This is a genomic window from Nitrospira sp. (assembly GCA_035968315.1).
GTDB lineage: Bacteria > Nitrospirota > Nitrospiria > Nitrospirales > Nitrospiraceae > Nitrospira_D.
In genome coordinates, this window is record JAVYIN010000011.1 from 26,927 (window position 1) to 51,895 (window position 24,969).

Annotated in this window: 21 protein-coding genes; 19 read left to right on the forward strand and 2 right to left on the reverse strand. The window is 61.6% G+C overall.

Annotated features, from left to right (window positions below; all coding sequences use genetic code 11):
• Positions 1 to 5 precede the first annotated feature (5 nt).
• Positions 6 to 965, reverse strand: coding sequence for a XamI family restriction endonuclease (locus tag RI101_14815; GenBank protein ID MEC4891321.1), 960 nt, complete (start codon positions 963 to 965; stop codon positions 6 to 8).
• Between the two features lie 252 nt (positions 966 to 1,217).
• Between RI101_14815 and RI101_14820 the strand changes: the two genes are divergently transcribed.
• The 3 genes from RI101_14820 (at position 1,218) to RI101_14830 (ending at position 5,040) form a co-directional block, all read left to right on the forward strand.
• Positions 1,218 to 3,230, forward strand: coding sequence for a carbon starvation CstA family protein (locus RI101_14820; GenBank protein MEC4891322.1), 2,013 nt, complete (start codon positions 1,218 to 1,220; stop codon positions 3,228 to 3,230).
• A gap of 148 nt (positions 3,231 to 3,378) precedes the next feature.
• On the forward strand, positions 3,379 to 3,876 hold the full coding sequence (locus RI101_14825) for a YajQ family cyclic di-GMP-binding protein (GenBank protein MEC4891323.1): 498 nt from the start codon (positions 3,379 to 3,381) through the stop codon (positions 3,874 to 3,876).
• 141 nt (positions 3,877 to 4,017) lie between these two features.
• Positions 4,018 to 5,040, forward strand: a complete 1,023-nt coding sequence (locus RI101_14830; protein ID MEC4891324.1) for a hypothetical protein — start codon at positions 4,018 to 4,020, stop codon at positions 5,038 to 5,040.
• 15 nt (positions 5,041 to 5,055) lie between these two features.
• Here RI101_14830 and RI101_14835 read toward each other — a convergent pair whose 3' ends face one another.
• On the reverse strand, positions 5,056 to 6,024 hold the full coding sequence (locus RI101_14835) for a hypothetical protein (protein ID MEC4891325.1): 969 nt from the start codon (positions 6,022 to 6,024) through the stop codon (positions 5,056 to 5,058).
• Positions 6,025 to 6,413: 389 nt separating this feature from the next.
• Here RI101_14835 and rsmH point away from each other — a divergent pair, with 389 nt between their 5' ends.
• The 16 genes from rsmH to pgeF all read left to right on the forward strand — a co-directional run bounded on the left by rsmH (position 6,414) and on the right by pgeF (position 24,961).
• Positions 6,414 to 7,358 (forward strand): 16S rRNA (cytosine(1402)-N(4))-methyltransferase RsmH, encoded by a 945-nt coding sequence (gene rsmH, locus RI101_14840; GenBank protein MEC4891326.1) that lies wholly within the window; start codon positions 6,414 to 6,416, stop codon positions 7,356 to 7,358.
• Positions 7,355 to 7,690, forward strand: coding sequence for a cell division protein FtsL (gene ftsL, locus RI101_14845; GenBank protein ID MEC4891327.1), 336 nt, complete (start codon positions 7,355 to 7,357; stop codon positions 7,688 to 7,690). Before rsmH ends, ftsL begins: the two co-directional genes overlap by 4 nt.
• Positions 7,690 to 9,408: a penicillin-binding protein 2 gene (locus RI101_14850; protein ID MEC4891328.1), complete on the forward strand. Its 1,719-nt coding sequence runs from the start codon at positions 7,690 to 7,692 to the stop codon at positions 9,406 to 9,408. Before ftsL ends, RI101_14850 begins: the two co-directional genes overlap by 1 nt.
• A gap of 16 nt (positions 9,409 to 9,424) precedes the next feature.
• A complete protein-coding gene (locus RI101_14855) occupies positions 9,425 to 10,942 on the forward strand; it encodes a UDP-N-acetylmuramoyl-L-alanyl-D-glutamate--2,6-diaminopimelate ligase (GenBank protein MEC4891329.1) in 1,518 nt (505 codons plus the stop codon).
• Between the two features lie 25 nt (positions 10,943 to 10,967).
• Complete coding sequence (gene murF / locus RI101_14860; GenBank protein ID MEC4891330.1) at positions 10,968 to 12,413, forward strand: UDP-N-acetylmuramoyl-tripeptide--D-alanyl-D-alanine ligase; 1,446 nt, start codon at positions 10,968 to 10,970, stop codon at positions 12,411 to 12,413.
• A 59-nt stretch (positions 12,414 to 12,472) separates the two neighbouring features.
• Positions 12,473 to 13,549 carry a phospho-N-acetylmuramoyl-pentapeptide-transferase gene (gene mraY, locus RI101_14865; protein ID MEC4891331.1) on the forward strand — a complete coding sequence of 359 codons (1,077 nt, stop codon included), beginning with the start codon at positions 12,473 to 12,475 and terminating at the stop codon, positions 13,547 to 13,549.
• Positions 13,549 to 14,964, forward strand: a complete 1,416-nt coding sequence (gene murD / locus RI101_14870) for a UDP-N-acetylmuramoyl-L-alanine--D-glutamate ligase (protein ID MEC4891332.1) — start codon at positions 13,549 to 13,551, stop codon at positions 14,962 to 14,964. Before mraY ends, murD begins: the two co-directional genes overlap by 1 nt.
• Positions 14,965 to 14,997: 33 nt before the next feature.
• Entirely contained in the window at positions 14,998 to 16,206 is a 1,209-nt protein-coding gene (gene ftsW, locus RI101_14875) for a putative lipid II flippase FtsW (GenBank protein MEC4891333.1), read from the forward strand.
• Entirely contained in the window at positions 16,203 to 17,327 is a 1,125-nt protein-coding gene (murG, locus tag RI101_14880; protein MEC4891334.1) for an undecaprenyldiphospho-muramoylpentapeptide beta-N-acetylglucosaminyltransferase, read from the forward strand. The genes ftsW and murG overlap by 4 nt, the downstream gene beginning before the upstream one ends.
• Positions 17,328 to 17,394: 67 nt before the next feature.
• Positions 17,395 to 18,783, forward strand: a complete 1,389-nt coding sequence (gene murC, locus RI101_14885) for a UDP-N-acetylmuramate--L-alanine ligase (GenBank protein ID MEC4891335.1) — start codon at positions 17,395 to 17,397, stop codon at positions 18,781 to 18,783.
• Between the two features lie 4 nt (positions 18,784 to 18,787).
• Complete coding sequence (murB, locus tag RI101_14890; protein ID MEC4891336.1) at positions 18,788 to 19,729, forward strand: UDP-N-acetylmuramate dehydrogenase; 942 nt, start codon at positions 18,788 to 18,790, stop codon at positions 19,727 to 19,729.
• A gap of 97 nt (positions 19,730 to 19,826) precedes the next feature.
• The gene (locus tag RI101_14895; GenBank protein MEC4891337.1) at positions 19,827 to 20,813 is read left to right on the forward strand and encodes a D-alanine--D-alanine ligase; all 987 of its coding nucleotides are present in this window, start codon (positions 19,827 to 19,829) and stop codon (positions 20,811 to 20,813) included.
• 2 nt (positions 20,814 to 20,815) lie between these two features.
• Positions 20,816 to 21,691 carry an FtsQ-type POTRA domain-containing protein gene (locus RI101_14900; GenBank protein MEC4891338.1) on the forward strand — a complete coding sequence of 292 codons (876 nt, stop codon included), beginning with the start codon at positions 20,816 to 20,818 and terminating at the stop codon, positions 21,689 to 21,691.
• 5 nt (positions 21,692 to 21,696) lie between these two features.
• Positions 21,697 to 22,929, forward strand: a complete 1,233-nt coding sequence (gene ftsA, locus RI101_14905; GenBank protein ID MEC4891339.1) for a cell division protein FtsA — start codon at positions 21,697 to 21,699, stop codon at positions 22,927 to 22,929.
• 52 nt (positions 22,930 to 22,981) lie between these two features.
• On the forward strand, positions 22,982 to 24,181 hold the full coding sequence (ftsZ, locus tag RI101_14910) for a cell division protein FtsZ (protein ID MEC4891340.1): 1,200 nt from the start codon (positions 22,982 to 22,984) through the stop codon (positions 24,179 to 24,181).
• 39 nt (positions 24,182 to 24,220) lie between these two features.
• A complete protein-coding gene (pgeF, locus tag RI101_14915; GenBank protein MEC4891341.1) occupies positions 24,221 to 24,961 on the forward strand; it encodes a peptidoglycan editing factor PgeF in 741 nt (246 codons plus the stop codon).
• Positions 24,962 to 24,969 lie beyond the last annotated feature (8 nt).

The window sequence follows — 24,969 nt, forward strand, 5'->3', positions numbered from 1 at the left end:
GCTATCTACAACCCCAATTTAAGCAGGTCGTCGATTCGGTGCTCCCAGACCCAATCCAGTCCTTCGGCTGCTTCATAGCCGAGATAGTCGCTTCCGAAGTAGCCGCAGAGAAATAAGACGAATGAAATGGACGTCCCGTACGTTGCTTGAAGCTGATGAATTTTCGTGGCTTCTTCCTTGCGGCGTTTATTCGTGTTGGTGAAGTCGCCTGCCGACTTTGCTTCAATCAAAATGGGCAACCGGTTCTTGCGAAGCTTCTTTGGTTGAATGGTCACGTCGATGGGGATATTGACCTTGAGGGATTTTCCAACCGGCACATTCATCCGAAATGCGTATGTGCCAGGCGTCATCTTGGTGAGTGGGATGCCCGCAGGGTGCGGGTGTTTGCGATAGCCTCGTTTGTCGAGAAAGGCCTCGATCCGGGCGAGTTGCCGTTGCTCCTGGGCATTGCGAACGATCGGATTGGCGACTGCGCTGCAAAGACGGTCCGCGACTATTGTTGATGCGCGGTCGCGTTCAAGGTCGGTCGGGCTCTTACTTCTGGTAAGCCAAGGGAAGATATCTCTATCCAAGAGTTTTTCCAGAATGCGACTAATTGATGCCAATTCTGCATCAAGATCTGTTTCCGCCATCTTGGGAGGAAGCGTGCCGCCTTCCATCCGTGCAACAAGATTCTTGTTTGTATCGGCTAATCCAATTAATCGATCTACCGCAAGCGGCGGGGCGGCACACATGCGGAGTGTCGGCAGTGCACTGGGGTTCGCTTTGAGCGTGGCGATATCGAGGCTGCGTAAATCGTGAGTGGCAAGGAGGGCAGCCTTTACATGCGCCGTCGTGGCGACTCTCGTCGTACGGAATGCCTCCGGTGCGAACTCCATAAACCACCGATTAAATTGGTCAACGGAGGCAGCAATGTCAGCTTTCCAGCGGTGCGGCTTGTCAGCATTGATCCGTGATGTGCTCATGAATGGTTGTCGATTTGTCCTGCTTGTTGGCGAGCGTGTCCTCTCGCGGTAGGAGTTAACGATAGGCTACTTTTTGTAGCTAGTCATGTCAACTGAGTCATAGCCTGGGAATTAACGCGTTCGCTTCGTTGGATTGGGTAGTAGGTCTGTCGTCAAATGGCATGCCAAATGACGACTCTATCGTCATGGAAAGAGTGCGGTAAGTGAGAGGGGTGGGGCGCCCTACTGACAGACTGTGTTAGGATGCCGCGCATGTCGGCGTTAACACACGTACTTTGGGGATTCCTCGCCATTCTGGGCGCTGTCGCGCTCGCCTTTGTCACTGGGCTCGTCCATCCCGAAGAAAAGGTGAATGGGCTGTGGCTGGTGGTGGCGGCTTCGTGCATCTATGTGCTCGCGTTCCGGTTCTATGGCCGCTGGATCGCTCGGCGGGTGGTTGATCTGAATGATCAATATGTTACCCCGGCGGTGCGGCTGAACGACGGCGTCAATTTTCACCCCACCAATCGCTATGTCCTCTTCGGCCATCACTTCGCGGCGATTGCCGGGGCCGGGCCGCTGCTCGGGCCGGTGTTGGCAGCGCAGTTCGGCTTTATGCCCGGTTTCCTTTGGCTGGTGATTGGCGCAGTGCTGGCCGGGGCGGTGCAGGATTTCGTGATTCTGGTGGCCTCGATGCGGCGCAACGGGCGCTCACTCCCGGAGATTGCCCGCGATGAACTGGGCCCTATTACCGGCACGGCGACGGCGGTGGCGGTGCTCTTCATCGTGGTGGTGGCGCTGGCGGGGTTGGGCTTTGCGGTGGTGAACGCTTTGTACCGGAATGCCTGGGGGACCTTCACGATTGCGATGACGATTCCTATTGGCTTTATCATGGGCTTCTATCTCCAGAAGTTTCGCCCCGGTGCGGTGGGGGAAGTTTCGGTGCTTGGCGTCGTGCTGTTGATTGCCTCGGTGATCGCCGGGCATGCGGTGGCCCATTCGGCGCTGGCGCCCTGGCTGGAGTTTGAGCGTGGGGCGCTGGTGTGGATGCTGGCGGGCTATGGGTTCCTGGCTTCCATCTTGCCCGGCTGGATGTTGCTGGTGCCGCGCGGCTATCTCTCGACCTTCATGAAACTGGGTGTGGTGTTTTTGCTCGGTCTCGGCGTGGTGCTGATGGCGCCCACGATTGAGATGCCGCGCGTGACAATCTTCGCCAGCGGCGGCGGGCCGATTATCCCCGGCACCCTCTTCCCCTTCCTCTTCATTACGATTGCCTGCGGGGCGGTCTCGGGCTTTCATTCGCTGGTCTCCTCCGGAACGACGCCGAAGATGATCGAGCAGGAATCGCAGGCGACGGTGGGGTACGGAGCGATGCTGCTGGAAAGTTTCGTCGGCGTGATGGCGTTGATTGCGGCCTCGGTGCTGATTCCCGGTGACTATTTTGTGATCAACACGATGCTTTCGCCGGAGCAGTTGGCCTCGATGGGATTCCCGGTCTCGCGCATTCAGGAGTTGTCGCAGCTGGTGGAAGTGGATGTGGCGGGGCGGCCGGGCGGGGCTGTGTCGCTGGCGGTCGGGATGGCCTCGATTTTCTCGGCCTTGCCGGGGATGGCGGGGTTGATGGCCTATTGGTATCAATTTGCGCTGGTGTTTGAAGCGCTCTTTATTCTCACGACGATGGATACGGGCACGCGGGTGGCGCGCTATCTGCTCCAGGAAATGGGCGGGCGGGTCTATGCGCCGCTGCGGCGGATCAACTGGTGGCCGGGGGTGCTGGCGAGCAGCGGTTTGGTGGTGGGAGCCTGGGCCTACCTGATCGGCACGGGGAGTATTTCGACGATCTGGCCGATGTTCGGCGCGGCGAATCAGTTGCTGGGGACGCTGGCGCTTTGCATCGGAACGACGGTGCTGATCAAGATGCGCAAGGCGCAGTTCCTCTGGATCACGGCGGTGCCGATGCTGTTTGTCGGAGGGGTCACGCTGATCGGGTCCTATCAGATGTTCGGCCTCTTCATGGGGAAGGCGGCGAAGCTGCAGGATAGCGGGCAGGCGTTTGCGCTGTATCTGGACGCGGTGCTGGTCGCGGGGGTGGCCTTCCTGGGGCTGATCGTCTTGATCGACAGCCTGCGGCAATGGTACGGGTATGTGGTGTTGAAGAAGCCCTTCACGAGCAGCGAGGTGTTGGTGCTGGCCGGTGGCGGCTCGGCGGGACGGATGCAGACGGCGATCTGTCGTGATGATGAGGGGAAGGGGTTTAAGTTGCCGCATGGGGGCGGGTGTTGTTGATGGGCGGTCGGGTCGATCTCCTGTGCTCGCGCCCCGCGCACTTGGATTGATCAAAGGGTGACATTAAGGGCTGTGCTCGGTGCATGCGCGCAGTAGGAGATCGACCCGACCGCCCCTGGGGTAAGTAGGGTGAAAGAAGGAGGAAATCGTGGCTGATCAATTTTCGTTCGATGTGGTGTCGGAAGTGAATATGCAGGAGTTGAAAAACGCGCTGGATCAGGCGACGAAGGAGATCAAGCAGCGGTTCGATTTCAAGGATTCGAAAACGGAGATTACGCTGAAGGAAAAAGAGAAGGAGCTTGTGGTTGTCTCGGATGACGACTATAAGCTGAACGCGGTGATCGAGATTATTAAGACGAAGTGTACGAAGCGCGGGGTGTCGCTGAAGGCCTTCGACTATGGCGCGGTGGAGCCGGCGTTGAGCGGGACGGTGCGGCAGACGGCGAAGATTCAGAGCGGGCTGACGTCGGAAAAGGCCAAGGAAATCACCAAGGCGATCAAGGATTCAAAGATCAAGGTGCAGGGGCAGATTCAGGGCGAGCAGGTGCGGGTGCTCAGCAAGAGTAAGGACGATCTGCAGGCGACGATGGCGTTTCTCAAAGGGAAAGATTTCGGCGTGGATTTGCAGTTCACGAACTATCGGTAGGATCAGGGGGCGGGGTGAGCCCCTTTGCTCGCGCCCCGCGCACTCGGAATGATCGAATGGTAAGATCAAGGGCTGTGCTCGGTGCATGCGCGCAGTAGGCGCTCACCCCGCCCCTTTCCTGCAATTTTTTAAGCCGATTCTATGAAGCAGCTGGCGTACCTACTTTGTCTATTGGTGGGGATTTCTCTCGCCGGCTGCAATCGCAGCGATCCCATCGTCGTCATTGAGCTCCATCCCAAGAATTCCGACATCATCTATATCGCCACGAACGATTACATCTATAAGACGCGTGATGGCGGGAAGACCTGGGCGAATCTCTCGCGCGGGATGAGCCATTCCCGGGTGATTGCGATGGCGATCGATCCGGCCTATCCCGCCACGGTGTATGCGGGCACGAAGGGCGATGCGGTCTACAAGAGTTACGACGGCGGACAGCGCTGGGTGTCGCAGCGGTCCGGGTTGGACGATGCGACGATCTCCTCGGTGGTGAACCAGTTCGTGTTCGATCCGCAGGACAACACCCATCTCTTCGCCGCGACGACGATGGGGGTGTTCGAGTCGAAGAATGCGGGCGACAGCTGGACGAAGCGGATGGAGGGGATGAAGGAAGTGCTGATGGTCGTCTCGCTGGAGATGGACCCGACCAGGCCGTCGATCCTCTATGCGGGCACGAGCGGCGGCGTGTACAAGTCGGTCGATCAGGCCGGCCATTGGGAAAAGGTGAACAATGGCCTAGTGCCGCCCGAGATGGTGAAGTCGTCCCGCGCGTTGAATGTGACGGCGATCGAGGTCGATGCCTTCGAGCCGGAGACGGTCTACGCCGCGACGCTGGCGGGGCTGTACAAGTCGACGGATGGCGCGAAGTCGTGGGCGCGCATCGGTGAGTCGCTGGCGGATCAGATGATCATTTCGATGGTGCTCGATCGCTCGAAGAAGGGCGTCATCTATATCACCGGGCGTGAAGGGGTGCATCGGAGCGAAGATGGCGGCGCGACGTGGAAGGTGATGAATCGAGGATTTGCCACGACGAACATCCGCTCGCTCGCGCAGAGCCAGACCGATCCCAAGCTCTTTTATGCGGGCACGAACGGCAGCGGATTGTATCGGAGCGCAGACGCAGGCGAATCCTGGGAGGTCATGCCACCGGTGATCGCGGTGAACTAGTTCAAGGAGGATCTGCTATCGGCTGGTTTCCTGGTCTTGCTGGTTTGCCCCGGCGGATGACCCGCCAAACGAAGAGCCCACCGAAGAATCCTGCAGGCTGGATCCAATAGATGACCCGCCAAAGGTTGAGCCGATCGTTGAATCGGAAAGACTGGAGCCGACGGTCGATTGCTGGAGTGAGGAGTTGACGCTTGAAGAGGCGTCGCTGTTCAGTTCTGATTCGCCGATCGATGGCCCTGCGCGGCCGGTCTCGCCAATCGCAAATCCAGTCGCTCCTGAACGGCCAATGTCGCCGCCGCTCTTGGGGGAGGCGCCGATATCTTGCCCGGTGGTTCCTTCCCGTCCTATCGCCGATCCTGCTGTGGGCGATTTCCCAATATTGGGGCCCGTGGCCGGTGCTGCGCCAATTGCGGCGCCAGTTCGTGGCCCGGTGGGGAGGGATGGCGCGGTGATGTCCCGATGAATCGATTCTTCGATCGCGTGAATGGTCTGAGATTCTCGCCCCGCCTCTTCAAGGCTGGCGCTGTTGCGCTGGTTTGTCGATTGCCCGATTTGCTCCAGTCGTGCGCGTAGTGTGCGCAGATCGGCTCTTGCTTTGGCGATGGGGGGGATGAGCTCCCGTAGTATCACGCCTCGGGAAGCGAGAGAGTGATTGGACATCTGCGTCTGAATCGATGCGAGGAGATCGCCCAGTTCATCACCCATCGCCTCGATTTGTTGCAGTTCCCCAAGATCGGTTCTGCAGCAGGCAAGAAATTGGCGGTACTGCTTCAGGAATTCCGACACGTCGTGCTGGAGATTATCGATTTTGAAATTCCGCGCTTCCTTGCCAGGCTCGCCTGGGCGCTCCGGCTGCTCCAGGGCGGGATCTTTCTTCTCAACCAGCGGCGAGCAGCCGGGGCCTGGCTTCGCGGAGTATTGCTGGTCAGCTTTCCGATCAGGGCACCAATAGAGGTTCGATGCGGCCTGAGCCGTGTGTGGCACGAGGCTCAGGCCACATGCCAGCCCTAAACTCAGGGTGATTACGCAGAGGGTGTAGTGCCTCGTACTTGTCGCGCGCATAGGCCCATTGTTGATGTCATGACGCGTGTTGTCAACGAATCCTCTATTTATCACGGGCGATGGCCGCGTCCTGTCCTGGTGTCCGTTGACTCGCAGTGCATCAGGCAGACCAGTGTGGGGCGGGGTTCGTCGGTTGGCACGGGATGGATAGCTCTGGGCTATGTGGTTTGAGCGGTCCAATGCCTGTAGAAGGGCTTCTTTGAACCTGAAAAATGACGTGGAGGCAGGACGGAGACAATTCGTCGTAAGTCTATGAATTTAATATTGACAAGGCGTCAAACGGGAGTATACTCCGCCGTTAGTGGGGTAAAGTGGCTATAAGTGGGGAAGTATATATCGAGGGAAATCGCCAGCATGTTCCTGTCTTTCACGATGAAGTCATCTATTGGCTCAATCCTGAAGGGGTTCAGGTCCTTGTCGATGGGACAGTGGGATATGGTGGGCATGCTGAATCATTGCTTCGGAAAATGGCGGACCAATCGACTCTCGTCGGCATCGATCGGGATGACGAGGCGCTCACGGCGTGCCGGTCTCGGTTGGCCCCTTTCGGTCAGCGCGTGCGGTTGCTCAAGGGTGACTTTGTGGATGTGAAACCGTTGCTGCGGAGCGTGGGTGTTCAATCCGTCGATGGTGTCTTGTTTGACCTCGGGGTGTCCTCGCCGCAGCTGGATGATCCGCGGCGAGGCTTCAGTTTTCAGACCGATGGCCCGCTTGATATGCGCATGGATCAGGCTGGTCCCCGCACTGCGGCGCAGTTGGTCAACGAGCTGCCAGAGGCCGAGCTGGCCGATATGATTTTCGAATATGGGGAAGAGCGATTTTCCCGGCGCATTGCGCGGGCCATTGTGCAGGCGCGCGTGCTCAAGGCATTGGCAACGACTCAAGAGTTGGTGGCGGTGATCAAGGGAGCTGTGCCCGCGGCCTATCGCCACGGACGCATTCATTGCGCAACACGGACGTTTCAGGCGTTGCGGATCGCGGTCAATCGGGAGCTGGACGTGATTGCGCCGGCCATTCGCGACGCGGTGGATGTCCTGCGTCCGGGGGGGCGTCTCGCGGTCATCTCTTTTCACTCGCTTGAGGATCGCATTGTGAAACACACGTTGCGCGCCCTGGCCGATGAGCCGCAGGCGCAAATCCGGGTGCTCACCAAAAAGCCGCAAGTGCCCTCCGAGGCGGAATGCCGGGAGAATCCGCGCGCGCGGAGTGCCAAGTTGCGAGTGGCGGAGCGTCTTCCACAGGAGTGTGTCCAATGAAGAAGCTGTTGGCAGTGCTCATGGGGGTCTGTCTCGTATTTGTGTTTGTGTGGGAGCGGGTCGATATGGTGCGCCTCGGCTACCACATCGAGCGGCTGAAGCACGAAAAGGTGTTGCTTGAACGGGAGCGGGACGAGCTTCGGGTGAAGGTCGCGACGCTCAGTGCTCCCGACCGCATCGCAAAGGTGGCGACGGACAAGTTTGGGATGACGTTGCCCCAACCGGGACAAGTGGTGATGGTGCAGTCCGGACCGGCGGAATGGCCGGGGGCGTCCCGTCAAGCGGCAGAGGTGCGGCTCGCCCAAATTGATATGTCCGGAGGGAGGCGGTAGTGGCAGGTTCTCCGTCGCGCACGCGCCGATTTGTGTTGTTGCTGGTGTTGCTGTGCGGATTCGGCGTGGTGCTGTTTCGGCTCGTGTCGCTGCAAGTGTTGCAGGCGGCGGAATTGACCGTCAAGGCGGACCGGCAGCATCAAAAGACGGTGGCGTTGGAAGGCGCGCGGGGAACGATCGTGGATCGACACGGAAAGGTGCTGGCCATGAATATGGACGTGCCCTCCGTATTTGGCGTGCCGACCGCCCTCGAAAGTCCCGCCCAGGCGGCGCGGACACTGTCTCCGGTTCTGCATGTGCGCGCGTCCGAGCTGGAAAAGAAATTGCGCCAGGATCGCAGCTTTGTATGGCTGGCGAGAAAGCTGGATCCGGAGCAGGGGCATCGGTTGGAGCAGATGCCGATGGAAGGCATCGGAACGGTGCTGGAAGGGCGCCGGTTCTATCCGAAGGGCCCGCTGTTGGCGCATGTGCTGGGATTTGCCGGGATGGATGGAGCGGGGCTTGAAGGGCTGGAGCGCCGGTACGAGTCGCAGTTGCATGGGGAGAAGCGCGTGGCGGTGCTGCAGCGCGATGCCTTGGGGCGCATCGTGTTTCCGAAAGGTGAGGCGGAGCAGAACCCGGCCTCCGGTCACAGTTTGACGCTCACGATCGACGAAGTCATTCAATATATCGCCGAAAAAGAACTCGAAGAGGCGATGAACAAGACGCGGGCCAAGGCCGGCACCGTCATGGTGCTCGATCCTCGGACAGGGGCGCTGCTGGCCCTGGCCATCAGCCCGCGGTTCGATCCGAACTCCGTGGCCGCGCTCACGCCGGGCCGCTGGCGGAATCGGGCCTTGACCGATGCCTATGAGCCCGGTTCGACGATGAAAGCCATTGTGGCCGCTGCGGCCCTCGAAGAAAAAGTCATGAAGCCCGGGACGATGGTGTTCGGCGAGAACGGCCGCATGACCATTGCCAATACGGTGATTCACGATCATGAGAAGCTCGGGTGGGTGACGTTCGCGCAGGTCATTCAGAAGTCGAGCAACATCGGGGCTGCGAAAACCGGCATGGCGCTGGGCGATCAGCGGCTCTATCGGTATTTGCAGGCGTTCGGATTCGGGCAGCGGACCGAGATCGACTTGCCAGGCGAAGCCGTCGGCCTGTTGCGGGACCCCAAAGATTGGGGGCGCCGCTCGCTGGCCTCGATTTCCATGGGGCAGGAAATCGGCGTCACGCCGATGCAAATGGTGTCGGCGATTTCGGTGCTGGCGAACGGCGGCATGTTGATGAAGCCCTACGTTGTCTCGGAAGTGCGGGACGCGCAAGGGCAGCTGCTGAAGCAGATTGAGCCGCACATGAAGCGGCGGGTGATTTCGCCGGAGACGGCGCGCGCGGTGACCTCGATTCTCGAAGGCGTAGTGACGGACGGGACCGGGACGAAGGCGGCGATTCCAGGATTCCGCGTCGCGGGGAAGACCGGCACGGCGCAAAAAATCGATCCGCGCACCGGCGCCTATTCCTCCACGCAATTCGTGGGGTCGTTTGTCGGGTTCGTGCCGGCCGATAATCCCCGGCTGGCCATGATCGTTGTGATCGACGAACCGCAAGGGGAGTCATTTGGTGGGTTGGTGGCGGCGCCGGTCTTTCGGCGGGTGGGCGAGCAGGTGTTAAATTACTTAGGCGTGTCATCGAATGAACCGGTGAAATTGGCGATGGCCACCGGCCATCGATAACGCGGATGTTTCTGCCATGGCGATGACGTTGGCGCAATTAGCTGAGGCCTTGCGAGGACAGGTGGAGGTCCTTGACCAGAGGGGAGATCTCGGCGTGCCTGTGGCAGCAATCACGGACGACTCCAGAGCGGCTCGGGCGGGCAGTCTGTTTGTCGCCGTCAAAGGCGAGCAGGTGGATGGCCATCGGTATGTTGCCGGGGCGGTGGCGGCCGGAGCGGCGGCGCTGGTGCAGCAAGAGCCACTCTCGGGTGGCGATCTCCCCGCCCTGCGCGTTGCGGATTCCCGGAAGGCCTTGGGGTTGCTGGGCAGTCGGTTTTACGGCGATCCGTCGGCACAGTTGCGGATGATCGGGATCACCGGCACCAACGGCAAAACCACCACGACGTATGTGTGCAAATCGCTGCTCGAAGCGATCGGAAAGCGCGTCGGGCTGATCGGGACCGTGGCCTATCAGATCGGAGCAGAAACCATTCCATCGTCGCATACGACGCCGGGCGCGCTGGAGCTGCAGCAGTTGCTCAGAAAGATGGTGGATAGCGGCTGCACGGCGGCGGTGATGGAAGTGTCCTCCCATGCGCTCGTGCAGGACCGGACGAGCGGGTGCGAATACGATGTGGCGGTCTTCTCGAACCTGACGCAGGACCACCTCGACTTTCACAAGACGATGGACGCCTATTTCCAGGCCAAGTTGCGGCTTTTCACCGGATTAACCGGAACCGCGAAACCGAAGAAGCGGGCGATCATCAATATGGACGATCCGAGCGGCAGCCGCATCGCCGCCCTCAGTCCCGCGCCGGTCTGGACCTACGGGATCAAGGGGAAGGCGGATCTTCGGGCGGAGGATGTCCGGCTGTCCTTGGGCGGGACGACCTTCACGGCGGCCACGCCGGCTGGATCCTTCCCGGTCGAGAGCCATTTGGTCGGCGAGCATAACGTCTACAACCTGCTGGCGGCCATCGGCGTGGCGCTGCATGAAGGCGCGACGACTCAACAGGTCCGTGAGGCGGTCGCGCACGTAACGAACGTGCCTGGCCGATTTGAGCGGGTCATGGCGGGACAAGCGTTCACCGTGGTGGTGGACTATGCCCATACGGAAGATGCGCTGGTGCGCCTCCTGACGGCCGCTCAGGCCCTGAAAGCCGGCCGCATCCTTACGGTGTTCGGATGCGGAGGGGACCGGGATCGGGGCAAGCGGCCCAAGATGGGGCGCGCGGCGGTTCAGTATAGCGATGTGGTGATTCTCACATCGGACAATCCGCGGACGGAGAACCCGCTGGCGATTTTGGACGAAGTGGAAGCCGGCGTCACGGATGCGCTCCGGCAGAGACCGCACGTCCAGTATCGGAAGATCGCGGATCGGCGCGAGGCGATTGGCGCGGCGGTTCGGGAGGCGCGGCCGGGTGACATGGTGCTCATTGCCGGCAAGGGGCATGAGGATTATCAGATTATTGGCACGACGAAACAGCACTTCGACGATCGCGAAGTTGCGCGGGACGCCATCCAGCAATTGACGAGTGGGGCGAAGACCAGTTGACGGTGCAGTAGGATTCGAGGATCCCATGGCCCTGTTTACGATTGAAGAATTGCGAGAAGTCATCAGCGTGAAGGTGCTTGCCGCCGAGGGAGCCCGGTGGGCCAAGCAACGCATTCGGCGCATCAATCTGGATTCCCGAACGATCCGCGCCGGGGACCTGTTTGTGGCGATCAAGGGCGATCGGTTTGACGGGCATGAGTATGTCGCGATGGCCTTGTCGCGGGGTGCGGTCGGCGCCATCGTGCACGATGCCTATGCCGTGCCGCCGGCGGTGGTGAAAACGGTCGGAAAGTCCTCGGCGTTTGTGCTTGGCGTGCGCGATCCGCTCTTTGCGTACCAGCAACTGGCCACGCACCATCGCTGCCGGTTCGAGATTCCGCTGGTCGCGGTGACGGGCAGCAACGGCAAGACCACGACGAAAGAAATGGTCGCCAGTGTGCTGGGCCAGCGCTGGCGGACGTTGAAAACGGAAGGCAATTTGAACAATCGCATCGGTGTCCCGCAGACCCTCTTCCGATTGACGGTCCGCCATGAAGCGGCGGTCATCGAGCTGGGGGTCGATAACGTCGGGCAGACGACGCGGCTGTGTGAAATCGCGCGGCCGACGATCGGGATCATCACCAATATCGGGCCGGACCATTTGGAATTCTTCGGCAGCATGGAGGGGTCGGCGCAGGCGAAGGCGGAGCTGCTCGATTTGCTGCCGCCGGATGGCGCCGCCGTGTTGAATGCCGACGATCCCTATTTCGATTATCTGGCCGCGCGCGCGCAATGCCGGGTGGTCTCGTTCGGCTATTCGCCGAAAGCTGACGTGCAGGCGGTGCAGGAAAAGTCCGATGGCAAGGACGGCACCATTTTCAGACTACTGCTTCCCGGAAAAGTCCGCCATACGATTGTCCGGATGAAAGTACAGGGTTCTCACAATGTCACGAATGCTCTCGCTGCGGCAGCAGTCGGGACGGTCTTAGGTATTTCCGGTGCGGTGATTGCCCAGGGGCTTTCCCGTTTCCGCCCGGCGGCGATGCGGTCGCAGGTCGTCATGAGCCAGGGGGTCAAGATCATCAACGACTGTTACAACGCCAATCCGGCCTCGATGAAAGCGGCGGTGCAGTTGCTGGCGCAATCCGGCGCGGGGCGCAAGACGATCGCGGTGCTGGGGGATATGTTGGAGCTGGGGCCGAACGCGGGGCGAATGCACCAAGAGGTCGGCGCCTTCATCGCACAGCAGGGGATTACACAGTTGGTGGCCTGCGGCGCCCTCGGACGAGGGTTGGCCGAAGGGGCGCGCCGGGCCGGGATGAGCGCTGATGCCGTGCTCGAAATGCCGGACGCGGCAGCGGCAGCGGCGGCCGTGACCGCGATGGTCGCGCAGGGTAATGTGGTGTTGGTGAAGGCGTCGCGCGGCATGAAAATGGAGCAGGTCGTGAGTGCGCTGCAGCGCATGAAGCGGGCCGCAAAGAAGGCGTCGTAACCATTCAGGGGCGTCACTATTCAGACGCTGTCCGCCCCCAGCGTCGTCAAGGCGATCGTATGCTGTATAACTGGCTCTATCCGCTCCATACCGAGTTCTCGTTTCTGAATGTCTTCCGCTATCAAAGCTTCCGCATTATCTATGCGGCGGTGACGGCCTTTCTCATCGCGTTCATGCTGGCGCCCTGGCTGATCCGGAAGCTGCAAGAGATCAAGCTGGGCCAGCAAGTGCGCGATGACGGTCCCAAGCGGCATTTGGCCAAAAGCGGCACGCCGACGATGGGGGGGCTGCTGATCATCTTTGCCGTCGTGCTTTCGACGCTGCTCTGGGCGGATATCACCAAGCCCTACGTCTGGCTGGTGCTGGGGGCGACCGTCGGGTTCGGCGCGATCGGATTCGCGGACGACTATCTCAAATTCATCAAGGCCCAATCGAAGGGGCTGTCGGCCAGGCAGAAGTTTGCCGCGCAGGTGACGGTGGCGTTGGGGATCGCCCTCACGTTGTATTTTCTGCCGGGGTATTCCACGAAGCTCAGTGTGCCCTTTTTCAAGAACTTCATGCCGGATCTCGGGTGGTTCTATATCGTGTTCGCCGTGCTGGTGATTGTCGGCAGTTCGAATGCCGTCAATCTGACCGACGGCCTCGACGGCTTGGCCATCGGGCCCGTCATGATTACCGCCCTGGCCTACACGATTGTGGCCTACGTCGCCGGGCACCGGCTGATGTCCGACTATCTGCTCATCCCGCACATCGAAAATGCCGGCGAGATTGCGGTGTTTACGGCGGCCATCTTGGGGTCGAGCCTCGGCTTTCTCTGGTTTAATACCTATCCGGCCTCCGTCTTCATGGGCGATGTCGGATCGCTGCCGTTGGGCGCGGCGCTCGGGACCGTGGCGGTGATCAGCAAACACGAACTGTTGCTGTTGATGGTCGGCGGCGTGTTTGTGATCGAGGCCGTGTCGGTCATCTTCCAAGTGTTGTCGTTCAAGTCGCGCGGGAAGCGGATTTTCCTGATGGCGCCGATCCATCATCACTTCGAGATGAAGGGATGGGAGGAGCCCAAAGTCGTGGTGCGGCTCTGGATCATCGCCATTCTGTTGGCGCTCTTGAGCCTGAGTACGTTGAAGTTGCGGTAATGGGATTGGTGAGCGAAGACACGATGGAACTGACGGGAACCAAAGTCACCGTGGTGGGTCTGGCACGCAGCGGCGTGGCGGCAGCCCGGTTGCTGCAGGCTGCGGGCGCGCAGGTGACCGTGGCCGATAAAAAGGAACGCCGTGAGCTGGAGGCCGTGTTGACGCAGTTGGACGGCTCGCGCATTGGCGTCACCGTCGGCAGCCAGTACGAGACGGCACTGGATGCGGCGGAACTGGTCGTGATCAGTCCCGGCGTGCCCTATCGGATGGACGCGTTGGAACGGGTTCGTCGCCGTGGCGTCAAGGTCATCAGCGAATTAGAGCTGGCATCCCGGTTCCTGTCCGCCCCGATCCTGGCCCTGACCGGCACCAACGGGAAAAGCACCACTGTGACGTTGATCGGCAAGATGCTGCAGGAAAGCGGGAAACGGGTCTTTGTCGGCGGCAATCTCGGGACGGCGCTCAGTGAAGCGGCGGAGCAATCGTTTCAGGCGTCCCGGCAGGGGCTGCCCAGTCCGTATGATTTCGCCGTGGTGGAAGTGTCCAGCTTTCAGTTGGAAACCGTGGATCAGTTTCATCCCTGGATCGCGGCGATCCTGAATGTGACGGTGGATCATCAAGATCGGTATGAATCGATTGACGAGTATGTCGCGGCTAAGCGCAGGATTTTTGAGAATCAGAAGCCGACGGACTATGCGCTCTTCAACTTGGACGATCCGCTGGTGGCGGCGCTCAGGCATGGGGTCAAGGCCCGGGTCCTTGGATTTACCCGGCAATCATCTCTCCCATCCGACCTGAGCGGAGGCACCTATTTGGAGGGCGATCGCATTGTGACCACGGTGACCGGGGTTCGGCAGGAGGTCTGCCGGCGTTCGGAGATCAAGATCATCGGCAACCACAATGTTGAGAATGTCATGGCGGCCGTCACCTATGCGCTCTTGAGCGGGTGTCCGCTCGACGCCATCAGGCGCGTTTTGATGACGTTTCCAGGCCTTGAGCATGCCTTGGAGATCGTGCGGGACCGCCGGGGCGTGCGCTTTGTGAACGATTCCAAGGGGACCAACGTCGATGCCACGCTGAAAGCCTTGGAGAGTATCGAGCAGCCTATTTGGTTGATTGCCGGCGGGCGTGATAAGGGCGGAGATTTTTCCCGATTGGCCCCGGCGATCAGGCAGCGGGTCAAGGGGCTCATCTTAATTGGAGAAGCCACGCCCTTGATTGCGAATGCGGTGACCGGATTCCCGTCGATTGTGTGGGCTGCCTCTTTCAAAGACGCTGTCCAGGCGGCGGCGGACGGGGCGGTCTCCGGCGAGGTGGTGTTGCTGTCACCGGCTTGTGCGAGTTTCGATATGTTTGCGGACTACCAGGATCGAGGGCGGCAGTTTAAGGCCCTGGTGCAATCCTTGCCCGCTTGAGCGTGCAAGGCAGAGGAGAATTGACACTGGACGATGTCACAGAGAGCCGCAGGGACGCTGGCATTACCGTGGCCCACCACGAGTCCTCGCACCGCGAAAAAGCGGGTGCCGATGGACCATACGCTGTTGATCGTGACGATCGTCCTGGCCTTGGTCGGCCTGGTGATGGTGTTCAGCGCGAGCGCCGTGGTGGCGGGCAACCGCTTCCACGACTCCGGGTACTTCCTCAAGCGGCAGCTGGCCTGGCTGACGTTCGGATTTCTGCTGCTCCATCTCGCGTCGCGCATCGATTATATCTGGTGGAAGCGCCTGTCGATTCCCATGCTGGGCTGCATGCTGCTGCTGCTGGTGATGGTGCTGATTCCCTCGTTGGGCGTGGCGGCAAAAGGCGCCAGGCGCTGGTTGCGTCTGGGGCCGATCTCCATCCAGCCGGCCGAGATGGTCAAGCTGGTCGCGGTGATCTATGTGGCGGCTTATCTGACGAAGAAGGAAGATCTCATCACAACCTTCTCCTCTGGCCTGGTGCCGGTGTTGGGGGTCATCGGGGTGTTGAGCGGATTGGTGCTGCTGGAGCCGGATCTGGGGACGGTCGTGGTGATCGGCCTGGTGACCGTGGGCCTGCTCTTTCTCGGCGGGGCGCAAGTGAAGCATCTGGTGGGGCTGGGCTTGTGTGCCGTGCCGGTCGTTTTGGCGCTCGTCCTCGGCTCGAGCTACCGGCGCCAGCGCATGCTGACGTTCCTGGCTCCCTGGAAGGACGCGTCGGACGCGGGGTTTCAGATCACCCAGTCGTTTCTCGCCTTTGGCAGCGGCGGGCCGTTCGGAGTCGGGCTGGGCGAGGGGAAGCAGAAGCTGTTCTTTCTGCCCGAAGCCCACACGGATTTCGTGCTGGCCTTGGTGGGAGAGGAGCTGGGCTTGGTGGGGACCGTCACGATCATCCTGCTCTTCGTACTGTTCGTGGTGCGCGGATTTCAGATCGCGGCGCGGGCTCGGATGCCCTTCGGACGGCATTTGGCCATGGGGATTACGTTGCTGATCGGCGTGCAAGCGTTGGTGAACGCGGCCGTGGTGACGGGTTTGCTGCCGACCAAGGGGTTGACGCTCCCGTTTGTCAGTTACGGCGGATCTTCCTTGATCATCTGTCTGATCGGGGTGGGCATCCTGCTGAATATTTCACGGGATCGCCAAGCCGGACGGGAAGAGAGCGGATCACGAGCCGCTCGGGGCAGGTTCAATCGCCGATGACGATCGTGATTGCGGCAGGCGGCACGGGAGGGCACTTGTATCCGGCGATCGCCTTGGCTCGAGAGTTTCTGCGGCGCGACGCCTCGGCGAAGATTGTTTTCGTCGGCACGGCGAAAGGGATTGAGTCCAAAGTGCTGGCCCATGAAGGATTTCCGCTCGAACTCATCACGGCGAAACCGGTGATGGGCAAGGGTTTCGCGGACGCGCTACGGGGATTGTTGTCGGTTCCGGCCGGGCTTTGGCAGTCGTGGAAGATTCTCGGCGCGCACCGGGCCGATCTCGTGATCGGCGTGGGTGGATACACGAGTCCCACGATGTTGGCGGCGGCGGCGCTCAGAGGCATCGCCCGGGTGATCTTGGAGCCGAACGCCTATCCCGGCATGGCGAATATTGCGGTCGGGCCCTGCGCCCAGCGGGTCTTTCTGGCCTTTGAGTCGGCCGCGAAGAGGTTTGCCGCGCGCAAAGTGCGTGTGGTGGGGACGCCGATTCGCCAAGACTTTCTCCGGGACGCGGCTCGGCCTGCGGCGGCGGCAACCGGCGCGCCGCAGCGGTTGTTGATTTTCGGCGGAAGCCAGGGTGCGAAGGCGATCAATAGCGCCGTCATCGACGGATTGGCGTCGCTGACGCAACAGGTGCCTCGCCTGTCCATCACGCACCAGACCGGTGAGGCCGATCATGCGCGGGTCGTCGAGGCCTATCGGCAGGCCGGCGTATCGGCAGACGTCGTCCCGTTTTTGTACGACATGCCGGCCGTCTTACGGGCGGCCGATCTCGTGGTGGCGCGTTCAGGGGCCATGACGATCGCGGAGCTGACGGCCTGTGGAAAGCCGGCGATCCTCATTCCGCTGCCGACGGCGATCTACAACCATCAAATGATGAACGCGCGCGCGATGGAGGCGGCGGGCGGGGCGATGGTCCTTCCGCAGCCGGAGCTGACCGGGGCGACGCTGGCCGGCGCCATTGCCGACATTCTGCGGCAGCCGGTGCGGCTGCGCGCGATGCAGGAGAAGAGTTGGGGGATGCGGCGGATCGAGGCGGCGGAGACCATTGTCCGTGAATGCTACGCACTCATGGGGGTGAACCATGACATCAACCGGACTGTTGGAGCGGCAGGAGTCTAATGCAAGCAGCACGCGCGAACAGAAACCTCGGCCATCACCGGGCGCAACAGGATTGAGGCGAACCGTCATGTTTCGAAAAACACAACAGATTCATCTGGTCGGGATCGGCGGATCGGGGATGAGCGGGATCGCGGAGGTGCTGCTCACCTTGGGATACAAGGTGACCGGGTCCGATCTGCAAGCCTCTGAAACCACCCGGCGTCTGGAAGAGCTCGGCGGCAAGATCTTTATCGGCCATCATGAAGCGAATGTCGGGGAGGCCCAGGTGGTCGTCATTTCCTCCGCCGTAGCGGCGACCAATCCCGAGGTGCTCGCCGCGAAGGCCAAGCAGGTGCCGGTGATTCCACGGGCGGAAATGCTGGCCGAGCTGATGCGCTTAAAATTCGGCGTGGCGATTGCGGGTGCCCATGGGAAGACGACTACCACGTCGATGGTGGCGAACGTGCTGGCGTCGGGCGGATTGGATCCCACGATGGTGATCGGCGGCAAGGTCAACGCGCTCGGCAGCCATGCGCGGCTGGGCCGGGGAGAGTTGCTGGTAGCTGAAGCGGATGAAAGCGACGGGTCGTTCCTCCGGCTCTCGCCGACGATTGTAGCGGTGACGAATCTTGATCGCGAACATCTTGACCACTATGGGTCGATGGAAAAGATTTACGACAGCTTTCTGGAGTTCATCAACAAGATCCCTTTCTATGGAGTCGCGGTCTTATGTTCCGATGACGAACGGCTGCAGGCGCTGTTCCCGCGCATTGTGAAACGGTATTACACCTACGGGCTGCAGGAGCGGGACGGGGTGGTGCCGGACTTCAAGGCGACGGATATCAGCCTCAAGCAATGGGGGGCGGAATTCCGCGCGCACTTCCGGGGGAAAAATCTCGGGCCCTTCCGGCTGGCCGTCCCCGGCATTCACAATGTCTCCAATGCGCTGGTGGCCATTGCGATCGGGATTGAGCTGGAGGTGCCGGTCGATTTGATCCGCAAGGGCTTGGCGGCGTTTACCGGGGTGGAACGGCGGTTTCACCTGCGTGGAGAAGCCAACGGCATCATGGTGGTGGACGACTATGGGCATCATCCCACCGAAGTCAAAGCCACGCTGGCGGCGGCCAAACAGGGATGGGATCGCCGCTTGGTGGTGCTCTTCCAGCCGCATCGGTATAGCCGGACGCGCGATCTGGTCAACGAGTTCGCCCACGCATTCGATCACGCCGACCTCGTGTTTATGACGGAGATTTATGCGGCCGGCGAGCAGCCGATTCCCGGCGTGTCCGGCGCGCAGCTGGCCGAAGCCGTGAAGCAAGCCGGCCATCAGGGCGTGACCTTCATCGAAAAGAAAGAATCGTTGCCGGATCAGGTTTTGCCTCATCTGAAGCCCGGTGATCTGGTGGTGACATTGGGGGCGGGTGATATCTGGAAGGCCGGGACGGGCTTGTTGGCCCGGTTAGCCCCCGGTTCGTAACACGATGGCGCGGCAGGGGCGGACGCAGGCACAGACTCGGCAGACCAGCAGTGGGCGGCGGTTGGCCGCGGCGGTCGCCGGTCTTAAAGGGACGGTGCAGTTTGATGCGCCACTCAAAGACTACACCTCGTTCCGCATCGGGGGGCCGGCCGATGCGCTTGTGGAGCCGGCGGATGTCGAGGATGTGGCCCGTCTCGTCCGGCAAGTCCGTGCGCAGAAGCTTCCGCTCTTCGTGGTGGGGGGGACGAACTTGCTCATCCGGGACAAGGGCATCCGGGGCGTGGTGGTCAGCCTTGGAAAGCTGCGTGCGATTAAAGAAGAACCGGAGGCGGTGTTGTACGCCGAGGGGGGCGTGGGGATGCCGACGCTGATCGGCTATGCCATCCGCCATTCGCTGGCGGGATTGGAATGGGCGGCCGGGATTCCGGGAACGGTTGCGGGGTGCGTGGTCATGAATGCGGGCACCAGGCTGGGCGAAATGAAAGACTGTGTGAAGGCCGTGCGGCTGGTGAATGGGCAGGGAGCGATTGTCGATATTCCCGCCTCCGAGATCCCTTTTGCCTATCGGCGGGCGACGCTTCCACCGGGGATCGTCGTGGGCGTGTGGCTGCAGCTGAAGGCGGGTGTGCGAGCGGACATCGAAAAAGTGGTGAAAGACTATCTGCACTATCGCCGCGACACGCAGCCACTGACGCTGCCGAGCGCCGGCTGTGTGTTCAAGAATCCCCCCAAGGATTCGGCGGGACGCGTCATCGACGCGGCCGGGCTCAAGGGCGCGCAGGTCGGCGATGCGCAGGTGTCGGAGAAGCACGCGAACTTTATCGTGAACCAGGGACAGGCTAGCGCGAAGGATGTGCTGGCCTTGATCCGCAAGGTGCGTGCGGCGGTGACGCGGAAGACCGGCGTGAAGCTGGAACTGGAACTGAAGGTCGTCGGACAGGCCTAACGGGATGTGGCGTGTGATGCGTGATGAACGAGCTGCCGGGATGGATCGACGTTCGACTCATCACTTGTCACGGATCACCGATCGCGAGGAATAACGTATGGCACAGACTGATCGGTTAACACAGAAACGGATCGGCGTCCTCATGGGCGGACAATCGTCCGAGCGCGAGGTCTCGTTGCGCACCGGACAGGCGGTCCAGCAATCGCTGTTGCGCCGGAGCTATGACGCGGTGGCCATCGATGTCGGTCCGACCCTCTATCGGGATCTCATGGAGCACAAGATCGAGATCGCCTTCCTGGCGTTGCACGGCCCGGGCGGGGAGGACGGGACGATTCAGGGATTTCTGGACACGCTGGGGATTCCCTATACGGGATCCGGCGTGCAGGCCAGCGCGGTGGGCATGCACAAAGTGACGACGAAAACCCTGGCGGCGTCGCAGGGGGTGCCTGTGCCGGGCGGCACGGTGGTGCGGCGGGGTGAACAGCCCTCGCTCGCGATGGTTCTGAAAGCGGCGAAGCTGAAATTGCCGGTGGTCGTCAAGCCGGCGTCGCAGGGATCCACGATCGGTGTGACGATCGTGCGCAAGCCGGCGCACTGGAAACCGGCGCTGGCGCTCGCGCATCGCTACGATCCCGATGCGATGGTGGAAGCCTATATCCCTGGCCATGAAATCACGGTGTCGATTCTAGGGGGATCGGAGGGGCGGATCGCGGTCTTGCCGGCCGTGGAAATCGTGGCGCCGGACGGGTTTTACGACTTTACGGCGAAGTATCAAAAAGGGAAGACGCAGTATCTCTGTCCGGCTCCGCTTTCAGCCAAGCTTGCCAAGCAGGTGGCTGAGCTCGGCCGGAGGACGTATGAAGCGTTGGGGTGCGAGGGGGCGGCACGGGTGGATTTCCGCATTACGCCTCGCGGCAAGCCGTATATGCTCGAAATCAACACGGTGCCGGGTATGACGGAAACGAGTCTCTTGCCGATGGCGGCCGGGCAGGCGGGGCTCACCTATGACGCCCTGGTCGAATGCATTCTGCAGTCGGCGCTCGACCGTGCGGCGCGGATGACTCGTGAGATACGAGGGGTATGACCATGAAGCGATGGGCAGTGAGACGACAGGAGACGCCACGGCCGGCGGGATTGCGGAAGAATCAGTGGAAAGGCTCCCGTGCGGAATCCGCGGCGAAGCAGGAGCGCATGGCGCGTCGTGCGCAGCGGTGGGCGAACGTCCGGGCCGTGTTTCGACGTGGCGCCATCGTGGCGGGTGTGGTGATGGCCGGATGGGCGATCGTGGCCGGTCTGAACGCGGCGGGCCCGATGGTACAGCGGTGGCTGGAAGTGAAAACCGTGACGGTGGAGGGCCTGCACCGCATTCCCCGGCAGCAAGTCTTGGAGCAGGTGGATCTGCAGCCCGGCACGCCGCTGTACCATGTCGTCACGGAAACGATTAAGGAGCGGGTGGAGTCGCACCCCTGGGTCAAGGAAGCGGTGGTGACGCGGGTGCCGTTCCATGAGGTGCGCATCTCCATTGTCGAGCGGGCACCGGCGGCGGTGATCCGTTCCGGGTCTGAGAACTTTCTGAGCGATGAGGAGGGCCATGTGCTGGCCAAGTTGGGGCAAGAGGATGAGAGCGCGCTGCCGATGGTGATCGGCATCGATCCGAAGGGGCTGGCGCAGGGCGATGCCGCCGTGCGGCATGCGGTGAAGTCCGGGGTCGAGCTGGCCAGATTGGTCGGCCATTCGTTCGACGGGCGGCTGCAAGTGAATGCCGCCAATCCGGCGAATCTGGTGGCCTCTGTGCTGGGCGTGCAATTTCAATTCGGCCAGGACCGGCTGAGCGATCAGTGGGAGCGGTTTCAGCGTGTCAAGCCCTCGCTGAAGACGTTGACGTTCGATGGCCAGAATCGTGGCGCCAGCGAAGTGGATCTGCGCTATGACAATCGAGTGATCGTGCGAGAAAGGGGGTGATCGCGGTGTCGAAACGAGATCAAATCCTTGTTGGGTTGGATATTGGGACCACCAAGATTTGCGCCATCGTGTCCGAAGTGACGGACGACGGCGCCTTGAACATCATCGGGGTCGGATCGAGTCCATCACGCGGGTTGCGCAAAGGGGTGGTCGTCGATATCGAGAGTACGGTGGAGTCGATCAAGAAGGCGGTGGAGGAGGCCGAGCTCATGGCGGCGGTGCAGATCAACTCCGTCTATACGGGGATCGCTGGCAGCCACATCTCCGCGGAGAATTGCAAAGGGGTGGTGGCGCTGAAAAAGGCCGAAGTCACGCGCGAAGATATTCATCGGGCGATCGAGAGCGCGCGGACGCTTGCGGTGATTCCGCACGAGCGGCGCATCCTGCATGTGTTGCCACGCGAATTCATGGTGGACGGGCAGGAGGGCGTACGCGAGCCGCTGGGGCTGTCCGGGAACCGGCTCGAAGTCAACGTACATGTGATTACCGGCGCCGTGACCTCCGCGCAGAACATCATCAAGAGTGTCAACCGCGCCGGTCTCGACGTGGTGGATATCATTCTGCAGCCGCTGGCGTCCAGCGAAGCGGTCTTGAGCCAGGAAGAGCGCGATCTCGGGGTGGCGATGGTGGATCTTGGCGGAGGGACCACCGATCTGGCCATTTTCCTCGACGGGAGCATCCGGCACTCGGCGGTGTTGCCGATCGGCGGGCAGAATCTCACGAAAGACCTGGCGATCGGGCTGCTGACCTCGCAGACCGAAGCCGAAAAAATCAAAATGCACTATGGCATCGCCAGGACCGAGTTGATTGCCGGGAATGACATGGTCGAGGTACCGTCGGTGGGCGATCGTCCGGCGCGGAGTTTTTCCCGCCGGGACATTGCGGAGATTCTGGAGCCGCGTGTGGAGGAGATGTTTGATTTGGTGCGGCGGGAGATCGCGCGCGCCGGGTACGAAGGGATGCTGGGCGCGGGCGTCGTGATCACGGGCGGCACGTCGTTGCTCGAAGGCATGCCGGACGCGGCGGAAAAGGTGTTGAATCTGCCGGCGCGGCGCGGGGCTCCCTCCGGCGTGGGCGGCCTGCGGGATATTGTGACGCATCCCAGTCATGCCACCGGGGTGGGCCTGCTGCTGCACGCCCGCCGGCATGCGGAAGAATTGGAAACGGCCGGGCTGCGCAACGGCGGTCCCTGGACCAAGATGGTGGGCTGGACCAAACGGGTGTTTGAAGTGTTCTAGGTTTCGCGCGCGGCATGGGGCCGCTCAGCGATCAGAGGTGAGGAGGTGCCGCATGTTCTCATTCCAGGAAGATGTGCTGCTGCCGGTCCGGATCAAAGTGATCGGGGTTGGTGGAGGCGGGTGCAACGCGGTCAACACGATGATCCATTCGGGGCTCGCCCGGGTGGACTTTATCGCGGCCAATACGGATTTGCAGGCGCTGGACCGGTCGATGGCACCCTATAAGATTCAGTTGGGGCCGGAGCGGACGCGCGGACTGGGCGCCGGCGCCAAACCGGAAATCGGCAAGGATGCGGCGCTCGAAAGCAAGGATCATATCCGCGAGTGTCTGGAAGGGGCGGATATGGTGTTCGTCACGGCCGGCATGGGCGGGGGAACCGGGACCGGCGCCGCTCCGATCGTGGCGAGCATTGCGCGGGAGCAGGGCATCCTGACGGTCGGGGTGGTCACAAAGCCGTTTCAGTACGAAGGCCAGCGGCGCCACAAGCATGCGGAGGAAGGCATCCGCGATCTCCGGCGTCATGTGGATACCCTGTTGGTGATTCCAAATCAGCGGCTGCTCGGCATCGTCGACAAGTCCACGCCGTTGCTCGAAGCGTTCAAGGTGGCCGACGATGTGTTGCGGCAGGCGATCCAGGGGATCGCCGATGTGATTACGACGACCGGCCATGTCAATGTGGACTTTGCCGATGTGCGCACGATCATGTCGCACACGGGGCGCGCGGTGATGGGGATGGGGATTGCGCGCGGCACGAATCGCGCGATCGAAGCGGCGCAAAAGGCGATCTGCAGCCCCTTGCTCGAAGAAGGAAGCGTGCAGGGCGCGCGCGGCGTGCTGTTGAACATCACGGGCGGCCCGAATATGTCGCTGCATGAAATCGAAGAGGCGGCCTCGATTATTCAGCAGACGGCCGATCCCGAGGCGAACATCATTGTGGGCCAGGTGATCAATCACGATATGGGCGACGATTTGGTGGTGACGGTGATTGCCACGGGTTTTGAGACGGAGGAGGACGTGGCGGCGATGACGGCGGCTCCGGAGCGAGCGGCGGTGCGGACTTCCAAGCCCGTTCAACCGGTATTGACCGGGGTGGGTGTCGGAGCTGCGGCGGCAACTGAGCGTCCGATGAAAGATCTCGATCGTCCGACCTTCCTTCGCCGGATGGCCGAATCCCGCGAAGCCATCGATCGGGCGCTGGTCGCGGAAGATGAATGGGATGTGCCGACATTTCTCCGGAAGCAAGCGGACTAGCGGAATCGTTGCAACGGTTGGAGAGTGAGGGAGTCTCGTATGGTGAATGCGCCTGTCATCACGGTGCCTGCGTTTGCGCCGGCGCGCAGCGGTGTCCGGCATTTCTTCGGCACGCGGCGGCATGCCTCGGCGTTGCGCCTGGGGACGGGAACGCCCGTGCGTGCGGCGGGAAGCTCTGCGCGCGCGCCATGGCTGCTGTCTGTCAAGCAAGTGCATGGGACCGACGCGCTCGTGGTGGACCGCCCGCTGGCCGAAGCGGATCGCTTTGACGGCGGCTGGGACGCGCTGGTGACGGATCAGCCCGGGACGATGGTGGCGGTGCGAACGGCGGATTGTGTGCCGGTGTTGGTCCATGACGCCCGGCGCCGGGTGGTGGCGGCGATTCATGCCGGCTGGCGCGGCGCCGTCGCCGGGATCGTGCCCAAAACGCTGGCGCTGATGCAGGCGCGATTCAACGCGGATCTCGACACGCTGCACGTCAGTATCGGCCCCTCGGCCGGAGTCTGCTGCTATGAAGTGGATGAGCCGGTGCTCGATCAGGTGCGGGAGCGATTCCCCTGGTGGGAAGCGGTGCTGCGGGACCATCGTGAGGGGAGGGCTCGCCTCGACTTGAAGGCGCTGATCAGACGGCAGGTGCGGGACTATGGGATCGCCGGTGAACGGGTGACCAGTGTCAATGTGTGCACGATCTGCCACGAGGACTTGTTCTTTTCCTATCGCCGGGAGGGGAAGGTCTTGGGAACGATGGTGAGTGCCATTGGCTTGGATCCCCTGCGCTAGCAGGGCGA

Coding starts and splice junctions, on each gene's coding strand:
- RI101_14815 (MEC4891321.1), bottom strand. CDS start 965: ATGAGCACATCACGGATCAATGCTGACAAGCCGCACCGCTGGAAAGCT.
- RI101_14820 (MEC4891322.1), top strand. CDS start 1,218: ATGTCGGCGTTAACACACGTACTTTGGGGATTCCTCGCCATTCTGGGC.
- RI101_14830 (MEC4891324.1), top strand. CDS start 4,018: ATGAAGCAGCTGGCGTACCTACTTTGTCTATTGGTGGGGATTTCTCTC.
- ftsL (MEC4891327.1), top strand. CDS start 7,355: ATGAAGAAGCTGTTGGCAGTGCTCATGGGGGTCTGTCTCGTATTTGTG.
- RI101_14855 (MEC4891329.1), top strand. CDS start 9,425: ATGGCGATGACGTTGGCGCAATTAGCTGAGGCCTTGCGAGGACAGGTG.
- murF (MEC4891330.1), top strand. CDS start 10,968: ATGGCCCTGTTTACGATTGAAGAATTGCGAGAAGTCATCAGCGTGAAG.
- mraY (MEC4891331.1), top strand. CDS start 12,473: ATGCTGTATAACTGGCTCTATCCGCTCCATACCGAGTTCTCGTTTCTG.
- murD (MEC4891332.1), top strand. CDS start 13,549: ATGGGATTGGTGAGCGAAGACACGATGGAACTGACGGGAACCAAAGTC.
- ftsW (MEC4891333.1), top strand. CDS start 14,998: ATGTCACAGAGAGCCGCAGGGACGCTGGCATTACCGTGGCCCACCACG.
- murG (MEC4891334.1), top strand. CDS start 16,203: ATGACGATCGTGATTGCGGCAGGCGGCACGGGAGGGCACTTGTATCCG.
- murC (MEC4891335.1), top strand. CDS start 17,395: ATGTTTCGAAAAACACAACAGATTCATCTGGTCGGGATCGGCGGATCG.
- murB (MEC4891336.1), top strand. CDS start 18,788: ATGGCGCGGCAGGGGCGGACGCAGGCACAGACTCGGCAGACCAGCAGT.
- RI101_14895 (MEC4891337.1), top strand. CDS start 19,827: ATGGCACAGACTGATCGGTTAACACAGAAACGGATCGGCGTCCTCATG.
- RI101_14900 (MEC4891338.1), top strand. CDS start 20,816: ATGAAGCGATGGGCAGTGAGACGACAGGAGACGCCACGGCCGGCGGGA.
- ftsZ (MEC4891340.1), top strand. CDS start 22,982: ATGTTCTCATTCCAGGAAGATGTGCTGCTGCCGGTCCGGATCAAAGTG.
- pgeF (MEC4891341.1), top strand. CDS start 24,221: ATGGTGAATGCGCCTGTCATCACGGTGCCTGCGTTTGCGCCGGCGCGC.